The organism is Pseudomonas sp. JH-2 (genome assembly GCF_036231725.1).
In the GTDB taxonomy this organism is placed as follows: Bacteria; Pseudomonadota; Gammaproteobacteria; order Pseudomonadales; family Pseudomonadaceae; genus Pseudomonas; species Pseudomonas delhiensis.
The window spans coordinates 73,829-95,285 of sequence record NZ_JAZAQP010000025.1 but is presented as its reverse complement, the minus strand read 5'-3'; the positions used below and the strand labels follow the sequence as shown (position 1 = coordinate 95,285).

Here is a 21,457-nt window from a genome sequence, read left to right as displayed (position 1 = left end):
GCGTAGGAGCGGATCTCATCCGCGAATCGCGCCTGAACCTCCGGCTATCGCGGACAAGGTCCGCTCCTACGGGGGAGCAATACCGTGTTTCCCGGCAGCCTGTAGGAGCGGGCCCTGCCCGCGATTTCGCGCGCAGGGCGCGCTCCTACCTTGTCCGCCTGGCGGCCGCAAAGCCGCGGGGCAGGGCGGCGGGCGTAGGCGGATGGCGTGACAGTCGCTAGACTGTGGCGCCAAGCCAGGTTCCGGTCATTCCGGGCGTCATCGCCGCTTTGCCGGTCCGCTGCCCGTTCATCCCGACACTCCAAGGAGTCTCTCCATGCAATACGTCACCCCTGATCTGTGCGACGCCTACCCCGACCTGGTCCAGGTCGTCGAGCCCATGTTCAGCAACTTCGGCGGTCGCGACTCCTTCGGCGGCGAAATCGTCACCATCAAGTGCTTCGAGGACAACTCCCTGGTCAAGGACCAGGTCGACAAGGACGGCAAGGGCAAGGTGCTGGTGGTCGACGGCGGCGGTTCCCTGCGCCGCGCGCTGCTGGGCGACATGCTGGCCGAGAAGGCGGCGAAGAACGGTTGGGAAGGCATCGTGGTCTACGGCTGCATCCGCGACGTCGACGTGATCGCGCAGACCGACCTGGGCGTGCAGGCCCTGGCCAGCCACCCGATGAAAACCGATAAGCGCGGCATCGGCGACCTCAACGTGGCCGTGACCTTCGGCGGCATCACCTTCCGCCCGGGCGAGTTCGTCTATGCCGACAACAACGGCATCATCGTCTCCCCCCAGGCTCTGAAAATGCCCGAGTGAGCTGAACGCCGGGCGCCTTCGCCGGTCAATGGTCGCACCTGCCGGCGGCGCCCGGCACCTCATGGAACACGTAATGCAGCAATACGAAAGCGGAACCGAGCGCGGGCTCATCTATGGCTACGTCCTCGATGGCCGCGGCGGTGGCCGGCAGATCAGCCGCGCGGAGCTGCACCTGATCGACCTCAAGCCCGAGGAAAGCCTCTGGGTGCACTGGGACCGCGGCGTCCCCGAGGCGCAGTCCTGGCTGCGCGAATCCAGCGGTTTGAACGAGTTCACCTGCGACCTGCTGCTGGAGGAGGCGACCCGCCCGCGCCTGCTGGACCTGGGCGCCGAACGCCTGCTGCTGTTCCTGCGCGGCGTCAACCTCAACCCCGGCGCGGTGCCCGAGGACATGGTCTCGCTGCGGGTGTTCGCCGAGAAGCAGCGGGTGATCTCCCTGCGCCTGCGCCCGCTCAAGGCGGTGGCCGACCTGCGCACCGACCTGGCCGCCGGGCGCGGCCCGAAGAACGCCTCGGAACTGGTGCTGAGCCTGGCGCACTACCTCACCGACCGCATCGATACCCTGATCGGCGGCCTGGCCGACGAACTCGACGCCATGGAGGAGGCCATCGAGGAAGATGAGCGCAACGTGCCCGACCAGGCCGAGCTGCGCGCCCTGCGCCGGCGCTCCGCGGGCCTGCGGCGCTACCTGGCGCCGCAGCGTGACATCTACGCGCAACTGACGCGGATCAAGCTGTCCTGGACGCTGGCCGACGATGCCGACTACTGGAATGAGCTGTACAACCGCCTGACGCGCAACCTCGAAGAACTGGAGCTGGTGCGCGAGCGCATCTCGCTGATCCAGGAGGCCGAGCACCGGCGGATCACCGAGCGGATGAACAAGACCATGTACATTCTTGGTATCATCACCGGCTTTTTCCTGCCCATGAGTTTCATCACCGGGCTGCTGGGCATCAATGTCGGCGGTATTCCCGGTTCCAGCGCGCCCTACGGCTTTCCCATCGCCTGCGTGCTGCTGGTCGGGGTGGCCGGTTTCCAGTGGTGGGTCTTCCGCCGCCTGCGCTGGCTGTGATGTGACTTCCGGTGCCTGTGCCGCGTCAAGGCAGCACACGAAGGAGAGCTGTGCATGCACGACCCGTTCGAAGAATCCCTGCGCAACCTGCTGCGCATGCCGGCCCAGGCGCCGGAGGACGACGCGCGCCTGGGTCGCGTGCTGAAGACCGCCAACCGCCAGGTCGGCGCCGGCGATCTGTTCAGCCTCATGGGCCACTGGCTGGAAGCCCTGAGCCTGGGCGTGAGCCGCGGTGCCGCCCACCTTGCGCCGGTGTCCCGGCGCACGCAGAATTCCGCCCCTTCCGCTGACAAGGCCGACTGAAGATGCAATTCGATATCTGGACGCAAAGCCTGCTCACCGCCATGAACACCCTGTGGGGCAAGCTCGCCGGGTTCATCCCGAACCTGCTCGGCGCCCTGGTGGTGGTACTGCTGGGCTTCGTCGTGGCCAAGCTGCTCGACACCCTGCTGTCCAAGCTGCTGGCCAAGCTCGGCCTGGACCGCCTGATGGGCGGCACCGGCCTGACCAAGCTGATGGCCCGCGTGGGCATCCAGGTGCCGGTCTCGACCCTGGTGGGCAAGATCGTCTACTGGTTCGTGCTGCTGGTGTTCCTGGTGTCCGCCGCCGAGTCCCTCGGCCTGCAGCGCGTCTCCGCCACCCTCGACGTGCTCGCCCTGTACCTGCCCAAGGTGTTCGGCGCGGCCCTGGTGCTGATCGTCGGCGTGCTCCTGGCGCAACTGCTCAACAGCGTGGTGCGCGGCGCCGCCGAAGGCGTCGGCCTGGAATACGCCGGCGGCCTGGGCCGCGTGGCCCAGTGGCTGGTGATCATCATCAGCATCTCGGTGGCCATCGGCCAGCTCGAGGTCAAGACCGACCTGCTCAACTACATCATCGCCATCGTGCTGATCACCGTCGGCCTCGCCGCCGCCCTGGCCCTGGGCCTGGGCAGCCGGGAGATCGCCGGGCAGATCATCGCCGGCATCTACGTGCGCGAGCTGTACCAGGTCGGGCAAGAGGTGAAAGTGGACGATGTCGAAGGCATCATCGAAGAAATCGGCACCATCAAGACTATTCTGATGACTGATGAGGGCGAGTTGGTGTCCATTGCCAACCGCGTGCTCCTCGAGCGCCGTGTGACCAGCCGCTGAGATGATCCCGTGCAACGCCGACGCCGCTTCGCGAAAGCCGCGTCGGCGGCCGACATGACCTGGCCCGACCCGACTTGAACAAGCCGCAACCATTGTCCCAGCGCTACGACCCGCGCCAGCTGACCGACGAGGAGCTGGTGGAGCGCGCCCATGACGAGCTGTTCCACGTCACCCGGGCGTACGAGGAGCTGATGCGCCGATACCAGCGCACGCTGTTCAACGTCTGCGCGCGCTATCTGGGCAACGATCGGGACGCCGATGACGTGTGCCAGGAAGTGATGCTGAAGGTGCTGTATGGCCTGAAGAACTTCGAGGGCAAATCGAAGTTCAAAACTTGGTTGTATAGCATCACTTACAACGAGTGCATTACCCAATATCGCAAGGAAAGACGAAAGCGCCGCCTGCTCGATGCGCTGAGTCTGGACCCGATCGAGGAGGCCTCCGAGGAGAAGGCGCCGAAGGTCGAGGAGCGGGGTGGCCTGGACCGATGGCTGGTATATGTCAACCCCATTGATCGGGAAATCCTGGTGCTACGATTTGTCGCAGAGCTGGAATTCCAGGAGATCGCCGACATCATGCACATGGGCCTGAGTGCGACCAAGATGCGATACAAGCGGGCACTCGATCGGCTCCGTGAAAAGTTTTCGGGAATATCCGAAACATAGTTGGGCAAATGTTGTCTCTCTAATTCGCAAGTTCTGATAAACTTGCCCGCAAGTTGTATGGCCTGCCTTTTGTGGGCAGTCATCGGCTTACTGACCACCAAGATGGGGATTTAACGGATGAAACTGAAGAACACCCTGGGCGTCGTGATCGGCTCCATGATCGCCGCTTCCGCCGTGAATGCTTTCGCTCAAGGCCAAGGCGCTGTAGAAGCCGAAGCCTTCGGCAAGCGCTACTTCACTGACAGCACCCGCAACATGAAGAACGGCGACCTGTACGGCGGTTCCGTCGGCTACTTCCTGACCGACGACGTCGAGCTGGCTCTGTCCTACGGTGAGTACCACGACATTCGTGGCACCTACGAGTCCGGCAACAAGAAGGTCCATGGCAACCTGGCCTCCCTGGACGCCATCTACCACTTCGGCACCCCGGGTGTTGGCCTGCGTCCGTACGTGTCCGCCGGCCTGGGCCACCAGAGCCTGACCAACGTCAACAGCGAAAACGGCAGCCGTCAGAACCTGACCATGGCCAACATCGGCGCCGGCCTGAAGTACTACTTCACCGAGAACTTCTTCGCCAAGGCCAGCCTCGACGGCCAGTACGGCCTGGAGAAGCGTGACAACGGCCACCAGGGCGAGTGGATGGCTGGCGTCGGCGTCGGCATGAACTTCGGCGGTGGCAAGGCTGCCCCGGCTCCGGAACCGGTTGCCGAAGTCTGCTCCGACGAAGACCACGACGGCGTCTGCGACAACGTCGACAAGTGCCCGAACACCCCGGCCAACGTCACCGTTGACGCCAACGGCTGCCCGGCCGTCGCTGAAGTCGTCCGCGTCCAGCTGGACGTGAAATTCGACTTCGACAAGTCCAAGGTCAAAGAGAACAGCTACGCTGACATCAAGAACCTGGCTGACTTCATGAAGCAGTACCCGTCCACCAGCACCACCGTTGAAGGCCACACCGACTCCGTCGGCACCGACGCCTACAACCAGAAACTGTCCGAGCGTCGTGCCAACGCCGTTCGTGACGTACTGGTCAACGAGTACGGTGTGGAAGGCGGCCGCGTGAACGCAGTTGGCTACGGCGAGAGCCGTCCGGTTGCCGACAACGCCACCGCTGAAGGCCGCGCGGTCAACCGTCGCGTAGAAGCCGAAGTGGAAGCCCAGGCCAAGCAGCAGTAATTGGTCTGAGTTCCAGGAAAAACCCGGCCTAGGCCGGGTTTTTCTTTGCCTGTGGAAAGCCCGTTCGGGTGCTTGGAGCGCCGGAAGCCAGAGACGTCTTGTTTGGGTGTAGCGCGCCGCTCCGAGTGCGTTGATGTCTCTCGTTTCGCCCCCTCGGGCGAGTCACTTTTGTCAAACGCCACAAAAGTAACCAAAAAGGCTTGCCCCGCATACGGGCCCGATGAAGCCGGGCTACCCTCGCGAATTCCCCCGCCACGGAGGCCCGCCCCGACAGCACGTCCCTGTGCTGATCGGGGCTCTCGCGACATCCATGTCGCATGACCTCCTGAGCGCCGGTTTCGCTCGGCCTTCTGAAGGGGCGTTCCGGTGCGCTTGGATGTTTCTCTGGAAATCCAAAAACCAGAGCAAGAACTGGCGTGCTCTTCGTAGGAGCGAGCTTGCTCGCGAACCCTGGCTCCGCTCCCCCTCCCTAACCCTCTCCCGCAAGCGGGAGAGGGGACCGTTCGGCGTGAGGCGAAACCGCGAAGCTCCCGGGTTCCCACGTAGGGCGCATAACGCCTACGGCGTTATCCGCCGAATCGCGGACAGAGTCCGCTCCTACGGTTCCAGGAAGCACGGGCGTAGGAGCGGACTCCGTCCGCGATTGGATTCGCCGGCCGCGCCGGACGCCCCGGTGGCACGGTCAACGGCGGATAACCGCGAACGGTTATTCGCCCTACGGTGTTCGTGGGAATGATGAGGGAAAAGGAGGGCGCCTTATTTCCCGGCCACTCAGGACAGCCCCCTCTCCCGCTTGCGGGAGAGGGTTGGGGAGAGGGGGCGGAGCCAGGCTTGGGCGCCTTCGCTGAACGCAGGCGTCATCCCGATGAACGGCATTGCGTTCAGGCGCTGCGCGCCAGCGCCTGGGCGGCCTCGGCGGCCACCTCGCCGATCACCAGGATGGCCGGGCTGCGCAGGCCGAAGGCGGCGGCGTCTTCGAGCATCGCGGCCAGGCTGCTGCGGCATTCGCGTTGTTGCGGCAGCGAGGCGTTCTCGATCATCGCCACCGGCATGCCCCGGCGCATGCCGCCCGCCAGCAGGCCGTCGCGGACTTCCGTCAGGCGCGCCACGCCCATGTAGACCACCAGGGTGGTGCCGGCCCGGGCCAGCGCCGCCCAGTTCGGCTCGCTGTCGTCCTGGGTGTGCGCGGTGACCAGGCTGACGCCGCGGCTGATGCCGCGCAGGGTCAGGGGAATGCCGCAGGTGGTGGCGGCGGCCAGCCCGGCAGTGATGCCGTTGACCAGTTCGCAGGCGATGCCGCGGGCTTCCAGCCAGGCGGCTTCCTCGCCACCGCGGCCGAAGATGCAGGGGTCGCCGCCTTTCAGGCGCACCACGCGGTAGCCCTGGCGGGCATAGCGCAGCATCAGGCGCTGGATGAAGTCCTGGGGCGTGGAGCGGCAGCCGCCGCGCTTGCCCACGCGCACCACCCGCGCCGCCGGGCAATGCTCCAGCAGCTGTGGGTTGACCAGGTCGTCGAGCAGCACCACCTGCGCGCCGGACAGCGCGCGAACGGCCTTCAGCGTCAGCAGTTCCGGGTCGCCGGGGCCGGCGCCGATCAACCAGACTTTTCCGCTCATCTTCATCTCCTCAGGCATTGGCGGCCAGGGCGCCGGCTTCGCTGGCCAGCAACCGCCGTATTTCGGGAACGCAGGAACCGCATTGGCTGCCGCAGCCCAGCTCGCGCTTCAGGCCGTCCAGGTCCAGCCCGCGGACGATGCCTTCGCGCACCTGGCTCAGGCGCACGTTCCTGCAGTTGCACAGGGTCTTGTCGCTGGCCGCAGCGGTCTGCGCACCGGGCGGGGCGAGCAGCTTGCGGCGCAGGTCGGCGTCGCTTTCGCCGGACAGCCACAGCGCCTTGAGCCAATCGCTGGCGATGCTGCTGCCGGCCAGGCGCAGGCCGCCGATGCGGCCGTTGTCCAGGCGCACCCGCTTGCCCTGGACGCGGCGCGGGTCGTCGTAGGCCAGCAGCGGGCCGTCGAGCAGGTCGAGCAGCGCATCGACCTGCTGCAACCAGCCGGCCGCCGGTGCCTCGGCGTGGGCGGCGCGAACCTGCAGGGCAGGGCGCTCGCGGCCCACCAGGGTGAAGCTGGCGTAGTCCAGGGCGTCGAACAGCGGGCGCAGGGCCTCGAAGCGCTGCTGCACCTCGCCTTCCACCAGGGCATAGAACTGCCAGGGCAGTTCGACGGCGGCGACTTCCACCGCGGCGTGCTTGAGTTCCGGCTGCCGCGACAGCGGGTCGAAGGCCGGCAGGGTCAGGGCGTTCACCCCCAGGCCCTTGAGGAAGCGCTCGCCCCAGTGCATGGGCAGGAACGCCTGGCCGGGCAGCAGGCTGGCGTCGGCCTGCACCGGCAGCACCAGGCTGCCGCGGCGGCTGCTCAGGCGCACCAGCTGGCCGTCCTCCAGGCGCCGCCGGCGCAGCTCCGCCGGGTGCAGGCCCAGGCAGGCTTCCTCGACGTGGCCGAAGGCGCTGGCGGCGGTGCCGGTGCGGGTCATGCCGTGCCACTGGTCGCGCAATCGGCCTGTGTTGAGGGTCAGCGGGTAGCGCGCTTCGCGGCGCTCCTTCGGCGCGCGGTAGGCCTCGGCGACGAAGCGCGCGCGGCCGTTGGCGGTGGCGAAGTTGCCGTCGGCGTACAGGCGCTTGAGGCCCTGGCCGCTGCCCTCGGGCAACGGCCATTGCTGCGGGCCGCGCGCGTCCAGCAGGGCGTAGCTGATGCCGCCCATGTCGAGGTCGCGGCCCCGGGTGAGCGGGCGGTATTCGTCGAACAGCGCCTGGGGCCCGGCGAAGTCGAACAGGCTCGGCCGGCCGGGGCGCAGCCGGCGCTCCAGGCGGCGGGCGAAGTCGCAGGCGATGGACCAGTCGGCGCGGGCCTCGCCGGGGGCCGGCACGGCGCGGCGCACGTGGCTGACGCGGCGCTCGGAGTTGGTCACGGTGCCTTCCTTCTCGCCCCAGCTGGCGGCCGGCAGCAGCAGGTCGGCGTAGCGGCAGGTCTCGCTGGTGGCGAAGGCTTCCTGCACCACCACGAAGGGGCAGGCCTGGAGCGCTTCGCGCACGCGCTGCTGGTCCGGCAGGGATTGCGCGGGGTTGGTGCAGGCGATCCACAGCGCCTTGACGCTTCCTGTGCGCACAGCCTCGAAGAGTTCGATGGCGGTCAACCCGGGGGCTTCCGGCAGCGCCTCGACGCCCCAGTAGTCCGCCACCTCGGCGCGGTGCGCGGCATCGCCGGCGTCGCGGTGGCCGGGCAGCAGGTTGGCCAGGCTGCCGGTCTCGCGGCCGCCCATGGCGTTGGGCTGGCCGGTGAGGGAGAAGGGCCCGGCGCCGGGGCGGCCGATCTGCCCGGTGGCCAGGTGCAGGTTGATCAGCGCGCTGTTCTTGGCGCTGCCGGCGCTGGACTGGTTCAGGCCCATGCACCACAGCGACAGGAAGCTGGGCGTGCGGCCGATCCACTCGGCGCAGCGCTGCAAATCCTCCACGGCGATGCCGCAGATTTCCGCCACCGCCAGCGGGCCGTAGTCGCGCACCAGGTTCTTCAGTTCGTCGAAGCCCTGGGTGTGCGCCTCGATGTAGGCGCGGTCGACCCAGCCCTCCCACAGCAGCAGGTGGAGGATGCCGTGGAACAGTGCCACGTCGGTGCCGGGCTGGATGGCCAGGTGCAGGTCGGCCAGCTCGCAGGTGTCGGTGCGCCGCGGGTCGATGACGATCACCTTCATCTGCGGCCGCGCCGCCTTGGCCGCCTCCAGCCGGCGGAACAGCACCGGGTGGGCGTAGGCCATGTTGCTGCCGGCGATCAGCACGCAGTCGCTCTGCTCCAGGTCCTCGTAGCAGCAGGGCGGGGCGTCGGCGCCGAGGCTGCGCTTGTAGCCGACCACCGCCGAGGACATGCACAGCCGCGAGTTGCTGTCGATGTTGTTGCTGCCGACCAGGGCGCGGGCCAGCTTGTTGAAGGCGTAGTAGTCCTCGCTGAGCAGTTGCCCGGATACGTAGAAGGCCACGCTGTCCGGGCCGTGCTCGCGGATGGTCTCGGCGAACACCCCGGCGGCGTGCTCCAGGGCGTTGTCCCAGTCCACCCGGGCGCGCGCCAGGGCCTTGCCCAGGCGCAGCTCGGGGTAGAGTGCGCGGGCCGCGCGGTCGCCAGTGAGGTGCAGGCTGGAGCCCTTGCTGCACAGGCGGCCGAGGTTGGCCGGGTGCTGCGGGTCGCCGCGCACGCCGAGGATGCGCTCGCCGTCGTGCTCGATCAGGACGCCGCAACCCACCCCGCAGTAGCAGCAGGTGCTGGCGGTGACTTGGCGTTCGCTCATGGGGCTCTCCCGTGTCGCGGCCGCTTCAGGCGCAGGCGGCCAGGTCTTTCAGGGCCAGCAGTACGCGGCCGTTCTCCACCTTCACCGAGTGGCGGTGGGCGCAGCCGACGTCGGGGGCCACGGCGTTGCCGCTGTCCAGCTCGATCTGCCAGTTGTGCAGCGGGCAGGCCACCCGCTTGCCGAAGATCAGGCCCTGGGACAGCGGCCCGCCCTTGTGCGGGCAGCGGTCGTCGAGGGCGAAGACCTCGTCGTCGGCGGTGCGGAACAGGGCGATGTCGCCGCGGGGGCCGGCGATCACGCGCGAGCCCAGCGGCTGGATGTCTTCCAGGGCGCAGATGTCTTGCCAGTTCATGCTGTTCTCCCGAGGGCGGTCAGGCCGTTTCCAGTTGCTTGAGCGCGATGCGCTCGAATTCCTTCTTCAGCTGCGGCTGCTCGATGCGCTGCTGCCAGGGGTCCTGTTCCAGCGACAGGGCGTACTGCAGGCGGGCGTTGAGCGCCTTGCGGTTCTCGGCGTCCTCCAGCACGGCCTTCCTGATGTGCTCCATGCCCACGCGCTGCAGGTAGTGCACGGTGCGCTCCAGGTAGAAGGCTTCCTCGCGGTAGAGCTGGAGGAAGGCGCCGCTGTACTCGCGGACCTCGTCGGCGCTCTTGAGCTTGACGAAGAACTCCGCCACCTCGGTCTTGATGCCGCCGTTGCCGCCGATGTACAGCTCCCAGCCGGAGTCCACGCCGATGATGCCGATGTCCTTGATGCCGGCCTCGGCGCAGTTGCGCGGGCAGCCGGAGACGGCGAGCTTGACCTTGTGCGGCGACCACATGTTGAACAGGTCGTGCTCCAGGTCGATGCCCAGCTGGGTGGAGTTCTGCGTGCCGAAGCGGCAGAACTCGCTGCCCACGCAGGTCTTCACGGTGCGGATGGACTTGCCGTAGGCGTGCCCGGAAGGCATGTCGAGATCCTTCCAGATCGCCGGCAGGTCTTCCTTCCGCACCCCCAGCAGGTCGATGCGCTGGCCGCCGGTGACCTTGACCATGGGCACCTGGTACTTGTCGGCGACGTCGGCGATGCGCCGCAGCTCGGCCGGGTTGGTCACGCCGCCCCACATGCGCGGCACCACCGAGTAGGTGCCGTCCTTCTGGATGTTGGCGTGGGCGCGCTCGTTGATCAGGCGCGACTGCGGATCGTCCCTGGCCTCGCCCGGCCAGGTGGAGATCAGGTAGTAGTTCAGCGCCGGGCGGCAGGTGGCGCAGCCGTTGGGCGTGCTCCAGTCCATGAAGCGCATGGCCTCGGCCATGGAGGTCAGGTGGTGCTCGCGGATGGCCTTGCGCACCTGGCCGTGGTTGAGCTCGCTGCAGCCGCAGATGGCCTTCTCGCTCTTGGGCTTGACGTCCGCCGCGCCGCCCACGGTGCTGATCAGGATCTGTTCCACCAGCCCGGCGCAGGAGCCGCAGCTGCTGGCCGCCTTGGTGTGCTTCTTCACCTCGTCGACGCTGAACAGGCCGTTCTCCTGGATGGCTTTGACTATGGTGCCCTTGCAGACGCCGTTGCAGCCGCACACCTCGGCGCTGTCGGGCATGCTCGCGGCGCTGCTCTGGCCCTGGTGGCCGGCGTCGCCCAGGCTGCTCTCGCCGAACATCAGGTGGTCGCGGACCTGCGCCACGTTGTGGTTCTCGCGGATCTGCCGGAAGTACCAGCCGCCGTCGGCGGTGTCGCCGTACAGGCAGGCGCCGACCAGCACGTCGTCCTTGATCACCAGCTTCTTGTAGACGCCGCCGATGGGGTCGGAGAGGGTGATGGTCTCGGTGCCTTCGCCACCCATGAAGTCGCCGGCGGAGAACAGGTCGATGCCGGTGACCTTGAGCTTGGTGGAGACCACCGAGCCCTTGTAGCTGGCGAAGCCGAACTGGGCCAGGTGGTTGGCGCAGACCTTGGCCTGCTCGAACAGCGGCGCCACCAGGCCGTAGGCGATGCCGCGGTGGCTGGCGCATTCGCCGATGGCGTAGATGCGCGGGTCGTAGGTCTGCAGGGTGTCGTTGACCAGGATGCCGCGGTTGCAGGGGATGCCGGCGCTTTCCGCCAGTTCGGTGTTGGGGCGGATGCCGGCGGCCATCACCACCAGGTCGGCGGCCACCACGTCGCCGTCCTTGAACTGTACGGCGCAGACGCGGCCGTCGCCGTTGTCCACCAGCTCGTCGGTGACGGTGTTCAGGCGGAAGCGGATGCCGCGCGCCTCCAGGGCCGACTGCAGCAGCTTGCCGGCGGTGCGGTCGAGCTGGCGCTCCAGCAGCCAGTCGGACAGGTGCACCACGGTGACTTCCATGCCGCGCTGCTTGAGACCGTTGGCCGCCTCCAGGCCGAGCAGGCCGCCGCCGATGACCACGGCGTGGCTGTGGGTTTTCGCCGTCTCGATCATCGCCTGGGTGTCGGCGATGTCGCGGTAGCCGATCACGCCCTCCAGGCGGTTGCCCGGCACCGGCAGGATGAACGGGTTGGAGCCGGTGGCGATCACCAGGCGGTCGTACTCGGCCTCGCTGCCGTCGGCGGCGAAGACCTTGCGCAGGCGGCGGTCGATCTTCACCACCTTGCGGTCGAGCAGCAGGCGGATGCCGTTGTCGGCGTACCAGTTGAGGTCGTTGAGGACGATGTCCTCGAAGGTCTGCTCCCCGGCCAGCACCGGCGAGAGCAGGATGCGGTTGTAGTTGGGGTGGGGCTCGGCGCCGAACACGGTGATCTCGTAGAGGTCCGGCGCGATCTTCAGCAGTTCCTCGAGGGTGCGGATACCGGCCATGCCGTTGCCGATCAGGACGAGCTTGAGCTTCTTCATGGGAGTGGCTCCAGGAATCGCGGAAAACAAAAAAGGCGTCCCGCCGGTTGCCCGGCGAGGACGCCTTTGTCCAAGTCCCGATCGATCGGGAAGTGCGAGCCTCTTCGTTGAGGGACGCGCTTTTGTAGATTGTTGCCAGTGCCTTTGCAGGTGCCGTGCCAGGTTGCCGGAGGCTGGATTTCCTGGGGGTTCCAGGCTGCGGCGGGGGTTTCCTGCACCGCGATGAGGCGCGGGCGGCTCGAACTGGTGCGTGCTCAGGGGCGGTGCAGCAGCCACGCCAGCAACAGCAGGTTGAGCAGCAGCGAAGCCAGCGCCAGGCCGCGCCAGAAGCCCAGCGGGTTGCGCGCCAGCAGGGCGCGCGGGCGCTGGCCGAGGCCGGCCTGGCGCTCCCCCTGTTCCAGGCCCAGCAGGGCTTCCTCGGCGGTCTCGAAGCGCTGCGCCGGGTCGGCGGCCACGGCGCGCAGCAGCCAGGCGTCGAGCCAGGCGGGCAGGTCGGGGCGGTAGCGGCTGGCCGGCGTGGGGGTGGCGAAGCGCGGGTGCTGGAAGGCCTCGATCTCGCCGTAGGGGTAGCGCTCGCAGAGCAGGCGGTAGAGCGTCACGCCGGCGGCGTAGAGGTCCTGGCCCGGCGCCGGGGCCACGCCCTGGAAGCTTTCCGGGGCCAGGTAGGAGGGCGTGCCGGGCAACTGGTGGGCCTCGTCGCCGGACAGGCCCGGACAGTAGGCCAGGCCGAAGTCCAGCAGGCGCAGCTCGCCGTCCTCGCCCAGGTGCAGGTTCTCCGGCTTGATGTCGCGGTGCAGGATGTTGCGCCTGTGCAGCTGGCCCAGGGCGCGCAGCAGGCGCGGCGCCAGGGACAGCCATTCGGCCAGCGGCAGGTGCCCCTGGCCCAGGCGCTCGGCCAGGGTCTGCCCGGGGTACTCGCGCATCAGGTAGTACAGGTGCTGGCGCTGCGGCAGGCCGTGCAGCTCGGGGAAGTGGCGGCCCTGCACGCGGCGCAGGAACCATTCCTCCAGCAGCAGCGCCTGGCTGGCCCGTGGGTCGTCGTGCAGCGCCGGCGGCAGCGTCTTCAGCAGCCAGGGGCGCTGCTGGGCGTCGCGCACCCGGTAGATCAGCGACTGCCGCGACTGCGCCAGGCGGCCCTCGACCTGCCAGCCCTCGAACGCCTGGCCGGCGCGCAGTTCCGGCGGCAGCGGCCAGTGTTCCAGTTGCGCCAGGGTGTCGCCCAGGCCGCTGGCGGGCAGGGCGTCGACGCGCACCAGCAGGGCGCTGGCGTTGTCCTGGCCGCCGGCCAGGTGCGCGGCCTTGACCAGGGCCTCGGCGGCGCCGCGCGGCTCGCGGGCGTCGCCGAGGATGCGGCGGATGCCGGTGTCGCCCAGGGTGGCCCAGACGCCGTCGCTGGCCAGCAGGAAGCTCTCGCCGCCGCGCAGCTCGCCGTCGCGGTAGTCCACCACCAGGTGTTGGTCCAGGCCCAGGGCGCGCTTGAGCACGTGCTGCATGCCCGGCTGCTCCCAGACGTGGTCCTCGGTCAGGCATTCCAGCTCGCCGTCGCGCCAGCGGTACAGCCGGCAGTCGCCGACGTGGGCGAGGGTGAAGCGCCGCCCGCGCAGCACCAGCGCGGTGAGGGTGGTGAGCAGCGGCTGGCCGCCGCCGTTGGCCTGCAGCCAGCGGTTCTGCGACAGCAGCAGGCGGTCCAGGGCCTGGGCGACGGCCCAGGTCTCCGGGGTGGCGTAGTAGTCGTTGGCCAGCGCCTGCACGGTCAGGCGCGCGGCCAGGCCGCCATCGGCGCACTGGCTGACGCCGTCGGCGAGGGCGAACAGGTGGCCCTTGCTGGCGGCCAGGTCGGCCGGCGGCGTCACCACCCGCAGGGCGTCCTGGTTCTCCGCCCGCGGGCCGGTGGCGCTGGCCTGGGCGATGGTCAGTTGCAAGGTCATGGGGGTTGCGTGCTCTTCGTAGGAGCGAGCTTGCTCGCGAAGGGGGTTGGGCTGCGGTGAATCAGGTTGACTCCGCGCCCTCACCCCAGCCCTCTCCCGGAGGGAGAGGGGCCGTTCGGAGTGGCCTGGGGGATCGGCATCATCCTTTTACCTCGTCATTCCCGGTCCGCCGTTTTCAACGACGGATGATCGCGGACAGAGTCCGCTCCTACGGTTCCAGGAAGCACGGGCGTAGGAGCGGACTTTGTCCGCGATCGGATTCACCGGCCGCGCTGGGGGCACGGCCAACGGCGGGTAACCGCGAACGGTTATTCGCCCTACGTTCCCGCGTTCGCGGGTGAGGAGTATCAGGATGACTCCGAACTCCCCACTCGCTCAGGACAGCCCCCTCTCCCTTCAGGGAGAGGGTTGGGGAGAGGGGCTCCTGGACCCAGCACCTACGCCCCGGGAAGCCTTCAAACCCGCGCCGCAGTCACCGCAGCGCTGCCCCAGGTGGTGCGCCAGCGCCGCTTGACGCCGTGCAGGCCGAACCAGGCCAGTACGCCGAGGGCGGCGAACAGCCACAGGCCCAGCTGGTAGTCGCCGCTGGCCTGCTTGACGGCGCCCAGGCCGGCGGTCAGGCAGAAGCCGCCGATGCCGCCGGCCATGCCGATCAGCCCGGTCATCACCCCGATGCTCTGGCGGAAGCGCTGCGGCACCAGCTGGAACACCGCACCGTTGCCGGCGCCCAGGCTGAGCATGGCGGCGACGAAGAGGGCCAGGGCGGCCACCGCGCTGGGCAGGTGGAAGCCGACCGCGGCGATGCATACCGAGGCCACCGTGTACATCGCCAGCAGGCTGCGGATGCCGCCGATGCGGTCGGCCAGGGCGCCGCCCAGCGGGCGCATCAGGCTGCCGGCGAAGACGCAGGCGGCGGTGTAGTAGCCGGCGGTGACCGGGTCCAGGCCGTACTGGTCGTGGAAGTAGCCGGGCAGGGTGGCGGCCAGGCCGAGGAAGCCGCCGAAGGTCACGCTGTAGAAGAACATGAACCACCAGCTGTCGCGGTCGCCCAGGGCCTTGAGGTAGTCGCCCAGGGCCTTGGGCGCGGGGCGCTCGGGGGCGTTGCGGGCGAGCAGGGCGAACACCACCAGGGTCAGCAGCAGCGGGATCAGGGCGAAGCCGAAGACGTTCTGCCAGCCGAAGGCGGCGGCCAGCAGCGGGGCGAACAGCGCGGCGAACACGGTGCCGGAGTTGCCCGCGCCGGCGATGCCCATGGCCTTGCCCTGGTGCTGCGGCGGGTACCACTGCGAGGCCAGCGGCAGGGCCACGGCGAAGGAGGCGCCGGCCATGCCCAGCAGCACGCCCAGCAGCAGCGCCTGCTCCAGGTTGTGGATGCCCAGGCTCCAGGCCCCGGCGAGGCTGGCGATGACGATCACCTGGCCGAACAGGCCGGCGCGCTTGGGCGACCAGCGGTCGGCCAGCAGGCCCATGACGAAGCGCAGCAGCGCGCCGGAGAGGATCGGCGTTGCGACCATCAGGGCGCGCTGCTGGGTGGTCAGCTGCAGGTCGGCGGCGATCTGCACGGCCAGCGGGCCGAGCAGGTACCAGACCATGAAGCTCAGGTCGAAGTAGAGGAAGGCGGCGAACAGCGTCGGCGCGTGGCCGGCTTTCCAGAAGCTGGTGTTCATGGGGGTACCTCGTCAGCAACGGTAGAGGGGTTCGTGGCGCCGCCATCAGCGGCGGTCGCGCGTCTCGTTCAGGTCCCGCACACCCCTGCGCCGGGGTGAAACGAAAAAGGCGTCGCTCCGCGCACTACCCCGGGGGGCAGGTGCGGATGCGACGCCTTTGTCGTGTGAATGGGGGATCGCCGTTGATCGCCACCGCAGGGGCCCCAGCAAGGGCCGGGCCAACCGCGCAGGTGGCGTGGAATCGGGTACCTGGCCGGCCGCCCGGCGCGCGGGCGAACCAGAAGGGGGCGCCGGGGCGGGCCCGGTGCCCGCCGATGGGGCGCTCAGTCCACCCGGTTGACCGCCGGGAAGGCCGTGCGCATGGCTTCGGGCATGGGCACCACCTTGCGCTGGCGGTAGTCGAAGAACACGAAGCCGGACTTGGCCATGGCCACCAGGGTGCCGTCGGCCGGGCGGCTGATGCGGAAGATGATGTCGCCGCCGTACCTGTTGAAGTCCATCACGCCCACCTCGAACAGCAGGCGGTCGCGGGCTTGGGCCTCGGCGCGGTAGGTGGTGGCCAGGTCGGTGACGATGATGCCGATGCCGTCCGCGCCGACGCCCTCGCTGATGCCGAAGTCGAACAGGAAGCGGGCGCGGGCCTCGGAGATCATCGAGATCATGGAGTCGTTGCCCAGGTGGCGGGCGCCGTTGATGTCGGTGACGCGGACGGTCAGCTGGGTCTGGTAGCAGAACAGTTCCTCGGGGAACTGCAGGTCGAGGCGGGCCATGGGTACCTTGCGCGAAGCGGTGGAAGAAGGCGCCGATTCTAGGCCCTGGCGGCCCGCCCGGGCATCCTGCCGGCGGGTGATTTCAGCGGTGGGCGATGTTGATGTGGTAGAAGGTCACCCGCGCGCCCTCGTCGCTGGGGCCGTAGTTGTCGGCGATGTAGGCGCCGGCCTTGAAGTACAGCAGCTGCTTCGACCAGGTGCTGCTGAGCGCCTTGCTGTAGTAGTTCTCCGCGCCGTCGGCGCTGCGCGCGCGGATGCCCAGGTTGCCCGAGGAGGTGACGCGCAGGCTGTAGGTGATGCGCTCGCCCAGCTGCACGCCGTTGAGCAGGGGCACGTTGACCACGGCGGAATCGTCGGGGTGGTTGCGCACCAGGGCCTCGATGCGGCCGCTTTCCTGGCCGGGGATGTAGTGGTACTGCAACTTGACCAGCGGCTCGCCGTCGTTGCTGTAGGGCGACTTGCTGTGGATCTGGCCGATGATCACCTTGTTCTTCGACGGCACCTGCTCCACCGCCAGGGTGGCGCGCAGCTCGTTGTCGGCGGCGCGGTAGTACCAGTTGTAGATGGAGCCGTCGGGCAGCGTCTCGCGCAGTTCGCTGCGCGGGAAGACGCTGTCGGAGGTGTGCGAGCCGGTGACCGGCACCCAGAAGCTCATGCGCGCGCTGTTGCGGGTGAAGAAGTGGCTCTGGTAGCCGCGGGCGATCTGCTGGGTGGTGACCTCGGTGGGCCTGGGGTCGGTGGGAACGCTGAGGTTCCAGGTACTGATGTCGAGCATGGGGTGCCTCTTTCGGGCCGGCGCGCCGGCGCTGACGGATGGGCGTCCGGGTGCCTGGCCGCGCACGCCCACTGCGGGCTTCCGCGTAGGCGGCGGAAGCGGATGCTGGCCCCGCCAGTGGGGCGGGGCGGCAGCAGCATAGGCCGCTTCGCTCGCGGGCTGGGCCAGCAGCGGCGCTGGCGCGGTGATCGCGCGGTGCCGCCGCTGGCCACTGGCCGCGTGTCAGTGCCCCAACATTTCGTGCATCGCGATGATCTGCTCGGCCACCTGCACCAGCTTCTGCTGGCGGCTCATGGCCTGGCGGCGCATCAGGGTATAGGCCTCTTCCTCGGGGCAGCCCTTCATCTTCATCAGCAGCCCCTTGGCCAGCTCGATGCGCTTGCGTTCGGCCAGCTGCTGCTCGCGGGCCTGCAACTGGGCGCGCAGGGCCTGGTCGCTCTCGAAGCGGGCCATGGCCACTTCGAGGATCGGCTGCAGGCGCGCGGCCTGGATGCCTTCGACGATGTAGGCGCTGACCCCGGAGCGGATGGCCTGGCGCATCACCTGGGGGTCGTGCTCGTCGGTGAACAGGACGATGGGCCGGGGCTGGTCGCGGCTCACCAGCACCACCTGCTCCAGCACGTCGCGGCCGGGCGAGGCGCTGTCGATGAGGATGACGTCCGGGTGCAGGGCCTGGACCCGCGCCGGCAGGTCGACGCTCAGGCCGGACTCGTCGAGCACCTCGAAACCGGCCTCGACCAGGGCGGCGTGCAGGCGCCCGACCTTGCTCGCGGTGTCGTTGATCAGCAGGATGCGCATCTTCGCAGCTCCCTCAGGCGTCGTTCAGGGCGTGCAGGGCGAAGCCGCGGGCGTAGCCGGCCGGGTCCTCGCCGTTCCAGGGCTTGCCGTCGATCAGCGTCGAGCTGCGCAGGCCGCGCTCGTCCACGTCGATGCCCAGGGCCCGGGCGGCCTCGCGGTACAGCGCCTGCTGCTGCACCTGCGCGGCGACGGCCTGGTAGTCCGGCTCCCCGCGCAGCAGGCCCCAGCGGCGGAACTGGGTGATGAACCAGAGACCATCGGACAGCCAGGGCTGGTTGGCCCGCCCGGCGTCGTGGAAGCGCAGCGGGTGGGCGTCCTTCCAGGCGTGGCCGAGGCCGTCCTGGTAGTGGCCGAGCAGGCGTGGCTCGATGCTCGCCAGGGGCGCGTCGAGGTAGTCGCTGCCGCTGATCAGCTGGGCGGTGCCGCGCAGGTTCTCTTCGCTGGCCTCGATGAAGCGGCTGGCGTCGAGCAGGGCCATGACCAGGGCGCGGGCGGCGTTGGGGCACTCCTCGACGAAGGCGCGGGTGGCGCCCAGGACCTTCTCCGGGTGGTCCGGCCAGATGGACTGGCTGGTGGCGACGGTGAAGCCCATGCCTTCGTCGATGGCCAGGGCGCCCCAGGGCCCGCCGGCGCAGAAGCCGTCGATGCGCCCGGCGCGCAGGTGCTCGACCATCTGCGTGGGGGGCACCACCAGGGTGTCGACGTCGCGCAGCGGGTGGATGCCCAGGCTGGCCAGCCAGTAGTAGAGCCACAGGGCGTGGGTGCCGGTGGGGAAGGTGTGCGCCAGGGTCAGCCGCGCGCCCTGGCCCAGGACCAGCTGGCGCAGGGCATCGGCGCTGGTCACGCCGTCGCGCTGCAGGGCGGCGGAGAGGTTGATCGCCTGGCCGTTCTGGCACAGGCCCATGAGCACCGCCATGTCGGTGGCCGGCACCCCGCCGATGCCCAGCTGCACGCCGTAGACCAGCCCGTACAGGCAATGGGCGGCATCCAGCTGGCCGCCGAGCAGGCCGTCGCGGAGCATGGCCCAGGAACCCTGGCGGTGCAGGTTGAGTGTCAGCCCGTAGGGCTGGGCGAAGCCCTGGGTGGCTGCGACTATCAGCGAGGCGGCGTCGCTCAGGGCCATGAAGCCCAGGTCGAGCACGCTCTTTTCTGGTGCATCGGAGCCGGCGACCCAGGCCAGTGGGTGCAGCTTGGCGGTAATGTCGGTCATCGCTACCTCTGGGCAAAAAGGCGCCGCTTCGCGCCGCGACGGGCGGGCGAAGGGACGCCGGTGTCGGTGGACGACCCGCCGTTGGGCCGTGCCGGGGAAGCTCAAGCAAGGGGAGTGCCAGGCCATGAAGAAAAGCCCCGCCGGGTGGCGGGGCTGGGAGGAAGGGAGCAGTCCTCGAGACATTACAACTGGCACGGGCTCCGTCGCGGATATCGGCAGGGCCTGTGTTTCACCTTAGCCCGCTGGCGCGGTGGCGCAATGTGCAATAGGTATTAGGCCCAAAGTCCTGCTGGCACCTGGCCAGGCCCACTCAGCGCGCCTGGATCTGCTCGATCCAGGGTTCCAGGCGCTGGCCGAAGGCCACCTCGGCGCCGAAGGGCTGTGGCTGCTCCTGGGCCGCGCGCTGCTCGGCGCGCGGGGCCAGGCCCTCCAGTTCGTCGTGCCAGCGCTGCGGCACGTTGAGCGCGCGCACGCCCTCGGTGCTGGCGCTGCCGCCCAGGGCCCAGGCGCGGTTGCGGTACAGCGAGATGGGCCGCACCTGGCCGTGGACGATGGCGTAGCGCTGGCGGTCCGGGTAGCGCTGGCGCAGGGCCTGCAGGTCGGTGCCGGCGTCGGCCAGGAACAGCCGGCTGGCGCGCTGTTCCTCGTTGTCCAGGGCGTTGCGCTGGAAGTCGCGTTCGCTCTTCAGGTGCACGTCGTCGGGGCTGGCGGCCAGGCGCTTCTCCGCCTGGGCCAGGCGCTCGCGGGCAAGGCCCAGCTCGCGCTGGTACAGCGGGCCGTCCAGCTCCAGCACCAGCAGGGCGTCGCGGGCCTGCTGGCGGTCGAAGGCCAGGGCGCTGTCGCGGTCGACCTTGCCGGGCACCTGGAAGCCCAGCGCGCGCATGGTCTCCAGGGGGATGCGCGGCGCCCAGGCGGCGTTGGCCTCGTCGCCCGGGATGCGCCACAGCAGGCGCAGGCTGACGCCGCTGTTCTCGCGGTGCCAGTCGCTGTTGCGCTGCAGCTCGCGCTCGCCGAGGCTCAGGCGGCTGTCCGGCTCGCCGCTGCGGTTCCAGGCCGCGGCGCCGAGGGCGGCGGCGTTGCTCAGCAGGATCAGGCCCAGGCCCAGCAGCAGGCCGTGGTTGCGGGTGAAGTTCATCACAGGCGTCCTCCCAGCAGGCCATGGGCGTTGCGCAGGTAGCGCAGGAACAGCAGGATCAGCACCGCCGCCACGCCCAGGGCGAGGAAGAACAGGTACTTGGGCAGCACCTCCCACCACCAGTCGTAGAACTTGGTGAAGAGGAAGATGACGAAGAACGCCAGGCCCGTGTTGACCACCTCCGGCCACTCGCGGTGCGCGCCCAGCCAGATGGCCGCGGCGGCGCAGGCGAAGCCGAGCACCTGGTACAGCCCCTCGACGCGGTGCGGGGCGAAGGGCAGGTAGCTGCCGTTGCCCCAGTTGGCCAGCACCAGCATGGGGACGAACAGCGCCAGCAGGCCGAACACCCGGTACAGCGCGGCGAAGCCGTCGAAGCGGCGCTGCTCGAACGCCAGCGGCACCAGGAACACCAGCACGGCGGCGGGGAAGAAGTTCTCCGGGCGCTCGCCCGCGTCCAGCCAGTAGACGCCGCTCCAGGTGCCGATGCGCGCGGCGATGAAGCCCATCAGGCAGAGCAGCCCGGCGCCCAGCAGCAGGCGCGCGTCGCACAGGTAGGCCAGCAGCAGGGCGTAGGCCGCCCAGGGCAGCAGGGCGCGCTCGGACGGGGTGATGTTGAAGATCTGCCCGAGCATGCTGATGTTCAGCACCAGCGCGGCGAAGGCCAGCATGGCCGCCAGCTTGGCGAAGTAGCCCGAGGCGTCGCGGCGCTGCAGCCAGAAGGTGGCCAGCAGGGTGAGCAGCGAGGCGCCGATGAGGATGGCCACCTGCACGGCTTCGCCGAACAGGCCCCAGAACTGGTAGAAGAGGAAGAACAGGCTGGCCGCCAGGGCCAGCGCGCCGAGGAAAGAGGCGATGCGCATGCCCAGGGACAGGCGGCTGTCCTGGCTGTCGCGGTCGATGTCGAACTGTTCGCGGTAGCTGTCCAGCAGGCGCAGGTGGTGCGCCTGCAGGCCCTCGCGCTGGGCCGCGTCCAGGCTCAGCGCGCCTTCCTCGCCCAGGCGCTGCAGCTCGCGGGTGAAGGCGTGGATGTCATTGACCCGCTGCTGGGCGTCGTGATGGCTGAGCGTGGGCATGGAGCACCTCGTAGGAGCAACTGTCTTGCCGACTGCACCGAATCGCTTTTCGTAGGATGGGTTGAGCGAAGCGATACCCATCATCACGGCAGCATG

The 21,457-nt window shown here is 69.1% G+C and carries 18 protein-coding genes; 6 read left to right on the top strand and 12 right to left on the bottom strand.

The window, feature by feature from the left end:
- Positions 1–316 precede the first annotated feature (316 nt).
- The 6 genes from rraA to VV867_RS18060 all read left to right on the top strand — a co-directional run bounded on the left by rraA (position 317) and on the right by VV867_RS18060 (position 4,848).
- Positions 317–805 (top strand): ribonuclease E activity regulator RraA, encoded by a 489-nt coding sequence (gene rraA, locus VV867_RS18085; protein WP_109934055.1) that lies wholly within the window; start codon positions 317–319, stop codon positions 803–805.
- 73 nt (positions 806–878) lie between these two features.
- The gene (locus VV867_RS18080) at positions 879–1,877 is read left to right on the top strand and encodes a zinc transporter ZntB (protein WP_109934054.1); all 999 of its coding nucleotides are present in this window, start codon (positions 879–881) and stop codon (positions 1,875–1,877) included.
- 54 nt (positions 1,878–1,931) lie between these two features.
- Entirely contained in the window at positions 1,932–2,180 is a 249-nt protein-coding gene (locus VV867_RS18075; RefSeq protein ID WP_328567171.1) for a CrfX protein, read from the top strand.
- Between the two features lie 2 nt (positions 2,181–2,182).
- Complete coding sequence (locus tag VV867_RS18070; protein WP_109934052.1) at positions 2,183–3,007, top strand: mechanosensitive ion channel family protein; 825 nt, start codon at positions 2,183–2,185, stop codon at positions 3,005–3,007.
- A 74-nt stretch (positions 3,008–3,081) separates the two neighbouring features.
- Positions 3,082–3,672, top strand: coding sequence for an RNA polymerase sigma factor SigX (sigX, locus tag VV867_RS18065; protein ID WP_109934051.1), 591 nt, complete (start codon positions 3,082–3,084; stop codon positions 3,670–3,672).
- 117 nt (positions 3,673–3,789) lie between these two features.
- The gene (locus tag VV867_RS18060; protein ID WP_275626983.1) at positions 3,790–4,848 is read left to right on the top strand and encodes an OmpA family protein; all 1,059 of its coding nucleotides are present in this window, start codon (positions 3,790–3,792) and stop codon (positions 4,846–4,848) included.
- 881 nt (positions 4,849–5,729) lie between these two features.
- Here the strand turns inward: VV867_RS18060 and cobA are convergent.
- The 12 genes from cobA to VV867_RS18000 all read right to left on the bottom strand — a co-directional run bounded on the left by cobA (position 5,730) and on the right by VV867_RS18000 (position 21,361).
- Positions 5,730–6,464, bottom strand: coding sequence for a uroporphyrinogen-III C-methyltransferase (gene cobA, locus VV867_RS18055; RefSeq protein ID WP_328567170.1), 735 nt, complete (start codon positions 6,462–6,464; stop codon positions 5,730–5,732).
- A 10-nt stretch (positions 6,465–6,474) separates the two neighbouring features.
- The gene (locus VV867_RS18050; RefSeq protein WP_328567169.1) at positions 6,475–9,183 is read right to left on the bottom strand and encodes a nitrate reductase; all 2,709 of its coding nucleotides are present in this window, start codon (positions 9,181–9,183) and stop codon (positions 6,475–6,477) included.
- A gap of 25 nt (positions 9,184–9,208) precedes the next feature.
- Positions 9,209–9,535, bottom strand: a complete 327-nt coding sequence (nirD, locus tag VV867_RS18045) for a nitrite reductase small subunit NirD (RefSeq protein ID WP_328567168.1) — start codon at positions 9,533–9,535, stop codon at positions 9,209–9,211.
- Between the two features lie 19 nt (positions 9,536–9,554).
- The gene (gene nirB, locus VV867_RS18040; RefSeq protein WP_328567167.1) at positions 9,555–12,005 is read right to left on the bottom strand and encodes a nitrite reductase large subunit NirB; all 2,451 of its coding nucleotides are present in this window, start codon (positions 12,003–12,005) and stop codon (positions 9,555–9,557) included.
- Positions 12,006–12,259: 254 nt separating this feature from the next.
- A complete protein-coding gene (locus VV867_RS18035; protein ID WP_328567166.1) occupies positions 12,260–13,933 on the bottom strand; it encodes a bifunctional protein-serine/threonine kinase/phosphatase in 1,674 nt (557 codons plus the stop codon).
- Between the two features lie 455 nt (positions 13,934–14,388).
- On the bottom strand, positions 14,389–15,600 hold the full coding sequence (locus VV867_RS18030; RefSeq protein ID WP_109934314.1) for a nitrate/nitrite transporter: 1,212 nt from the start codon (positions 15,598–15,600) through the stop codon (positions 14,389–14,391).
- 323 nt (positions 15,601–15,923) lie between these two features.
- Positions 15,924–16,370, bottom strand: coding sequence for a thioesterase family protein (locus VV867_RS18025; RefSeq protein WP_328567165.1), 447 nt, complete (start codon positions 16,368–16,370; stop codon positions 15,924–15,926).
- A gap of 82 nt (positions 16,371–16,452) precedes the next feature.
- Positions 16,453–17,145 (bottom strand): polysaccharide lyase family 7 protein, encoded by a 693-nt coding sequence (locus VV867_RS18020; protein ID WP_089391936.1) that lies wholly within the window; start codon positions 17,143–17,145, stop codon positions 16,453–16,455.
- 222 nt (positions 17,146–17,367) lie between these two features.
- A complete protein-coding gene (locus VV867_RS18015) occupies positions 17,368–17,943 on the bottom strand; it encodes an ANTAR domain-containing response regulator (protein WP_275626978.1) in 576 nt (191 codons plus the stop codon).
- Between the two features lie 13 nt (positions 17,944–17,956).
- Positions 17,957–19,153, bottom strand: coding sequence for a CmpA/NrtA family ABC transporter substrate-binding protein (locus VV867_RS18010; protein ID WP_275626977.1), 1,197 nt, complete (start codon positions 19,151–19,153; stop codon positions 17,957–17,959).
- 310 nt (positions 19,154–19,463) lie between these two features.
- Complete coding sequence (locus VV867_RS18005; protein ID WP_109934310.1) at positions 19,464–20,288, bottom strand: DUF4824 family protein; 825 nt, start codon at positions 20,286–20,288, stop codon at positions 19,464–19,466.
- The gene (locus VV867_RS18000) at positions 20,288–21,361 is read right to left on the bottom strand and encodes a DUF2157 domain-containing protein (protein WP_328567164.1); all 1,074 of its coding nucleotides are present in this window, start codon (positions 21,359–21,361) and stop codon (positions 20,288–20,290) included. The genes VV867_RS18005 and VV867_RS18000 overlap by 1 nt, the downstream gene beginning before the upstream one ends.
- Between the last annotated feature and the right edge of the window lie 96 nt (positions 21,362–21,457).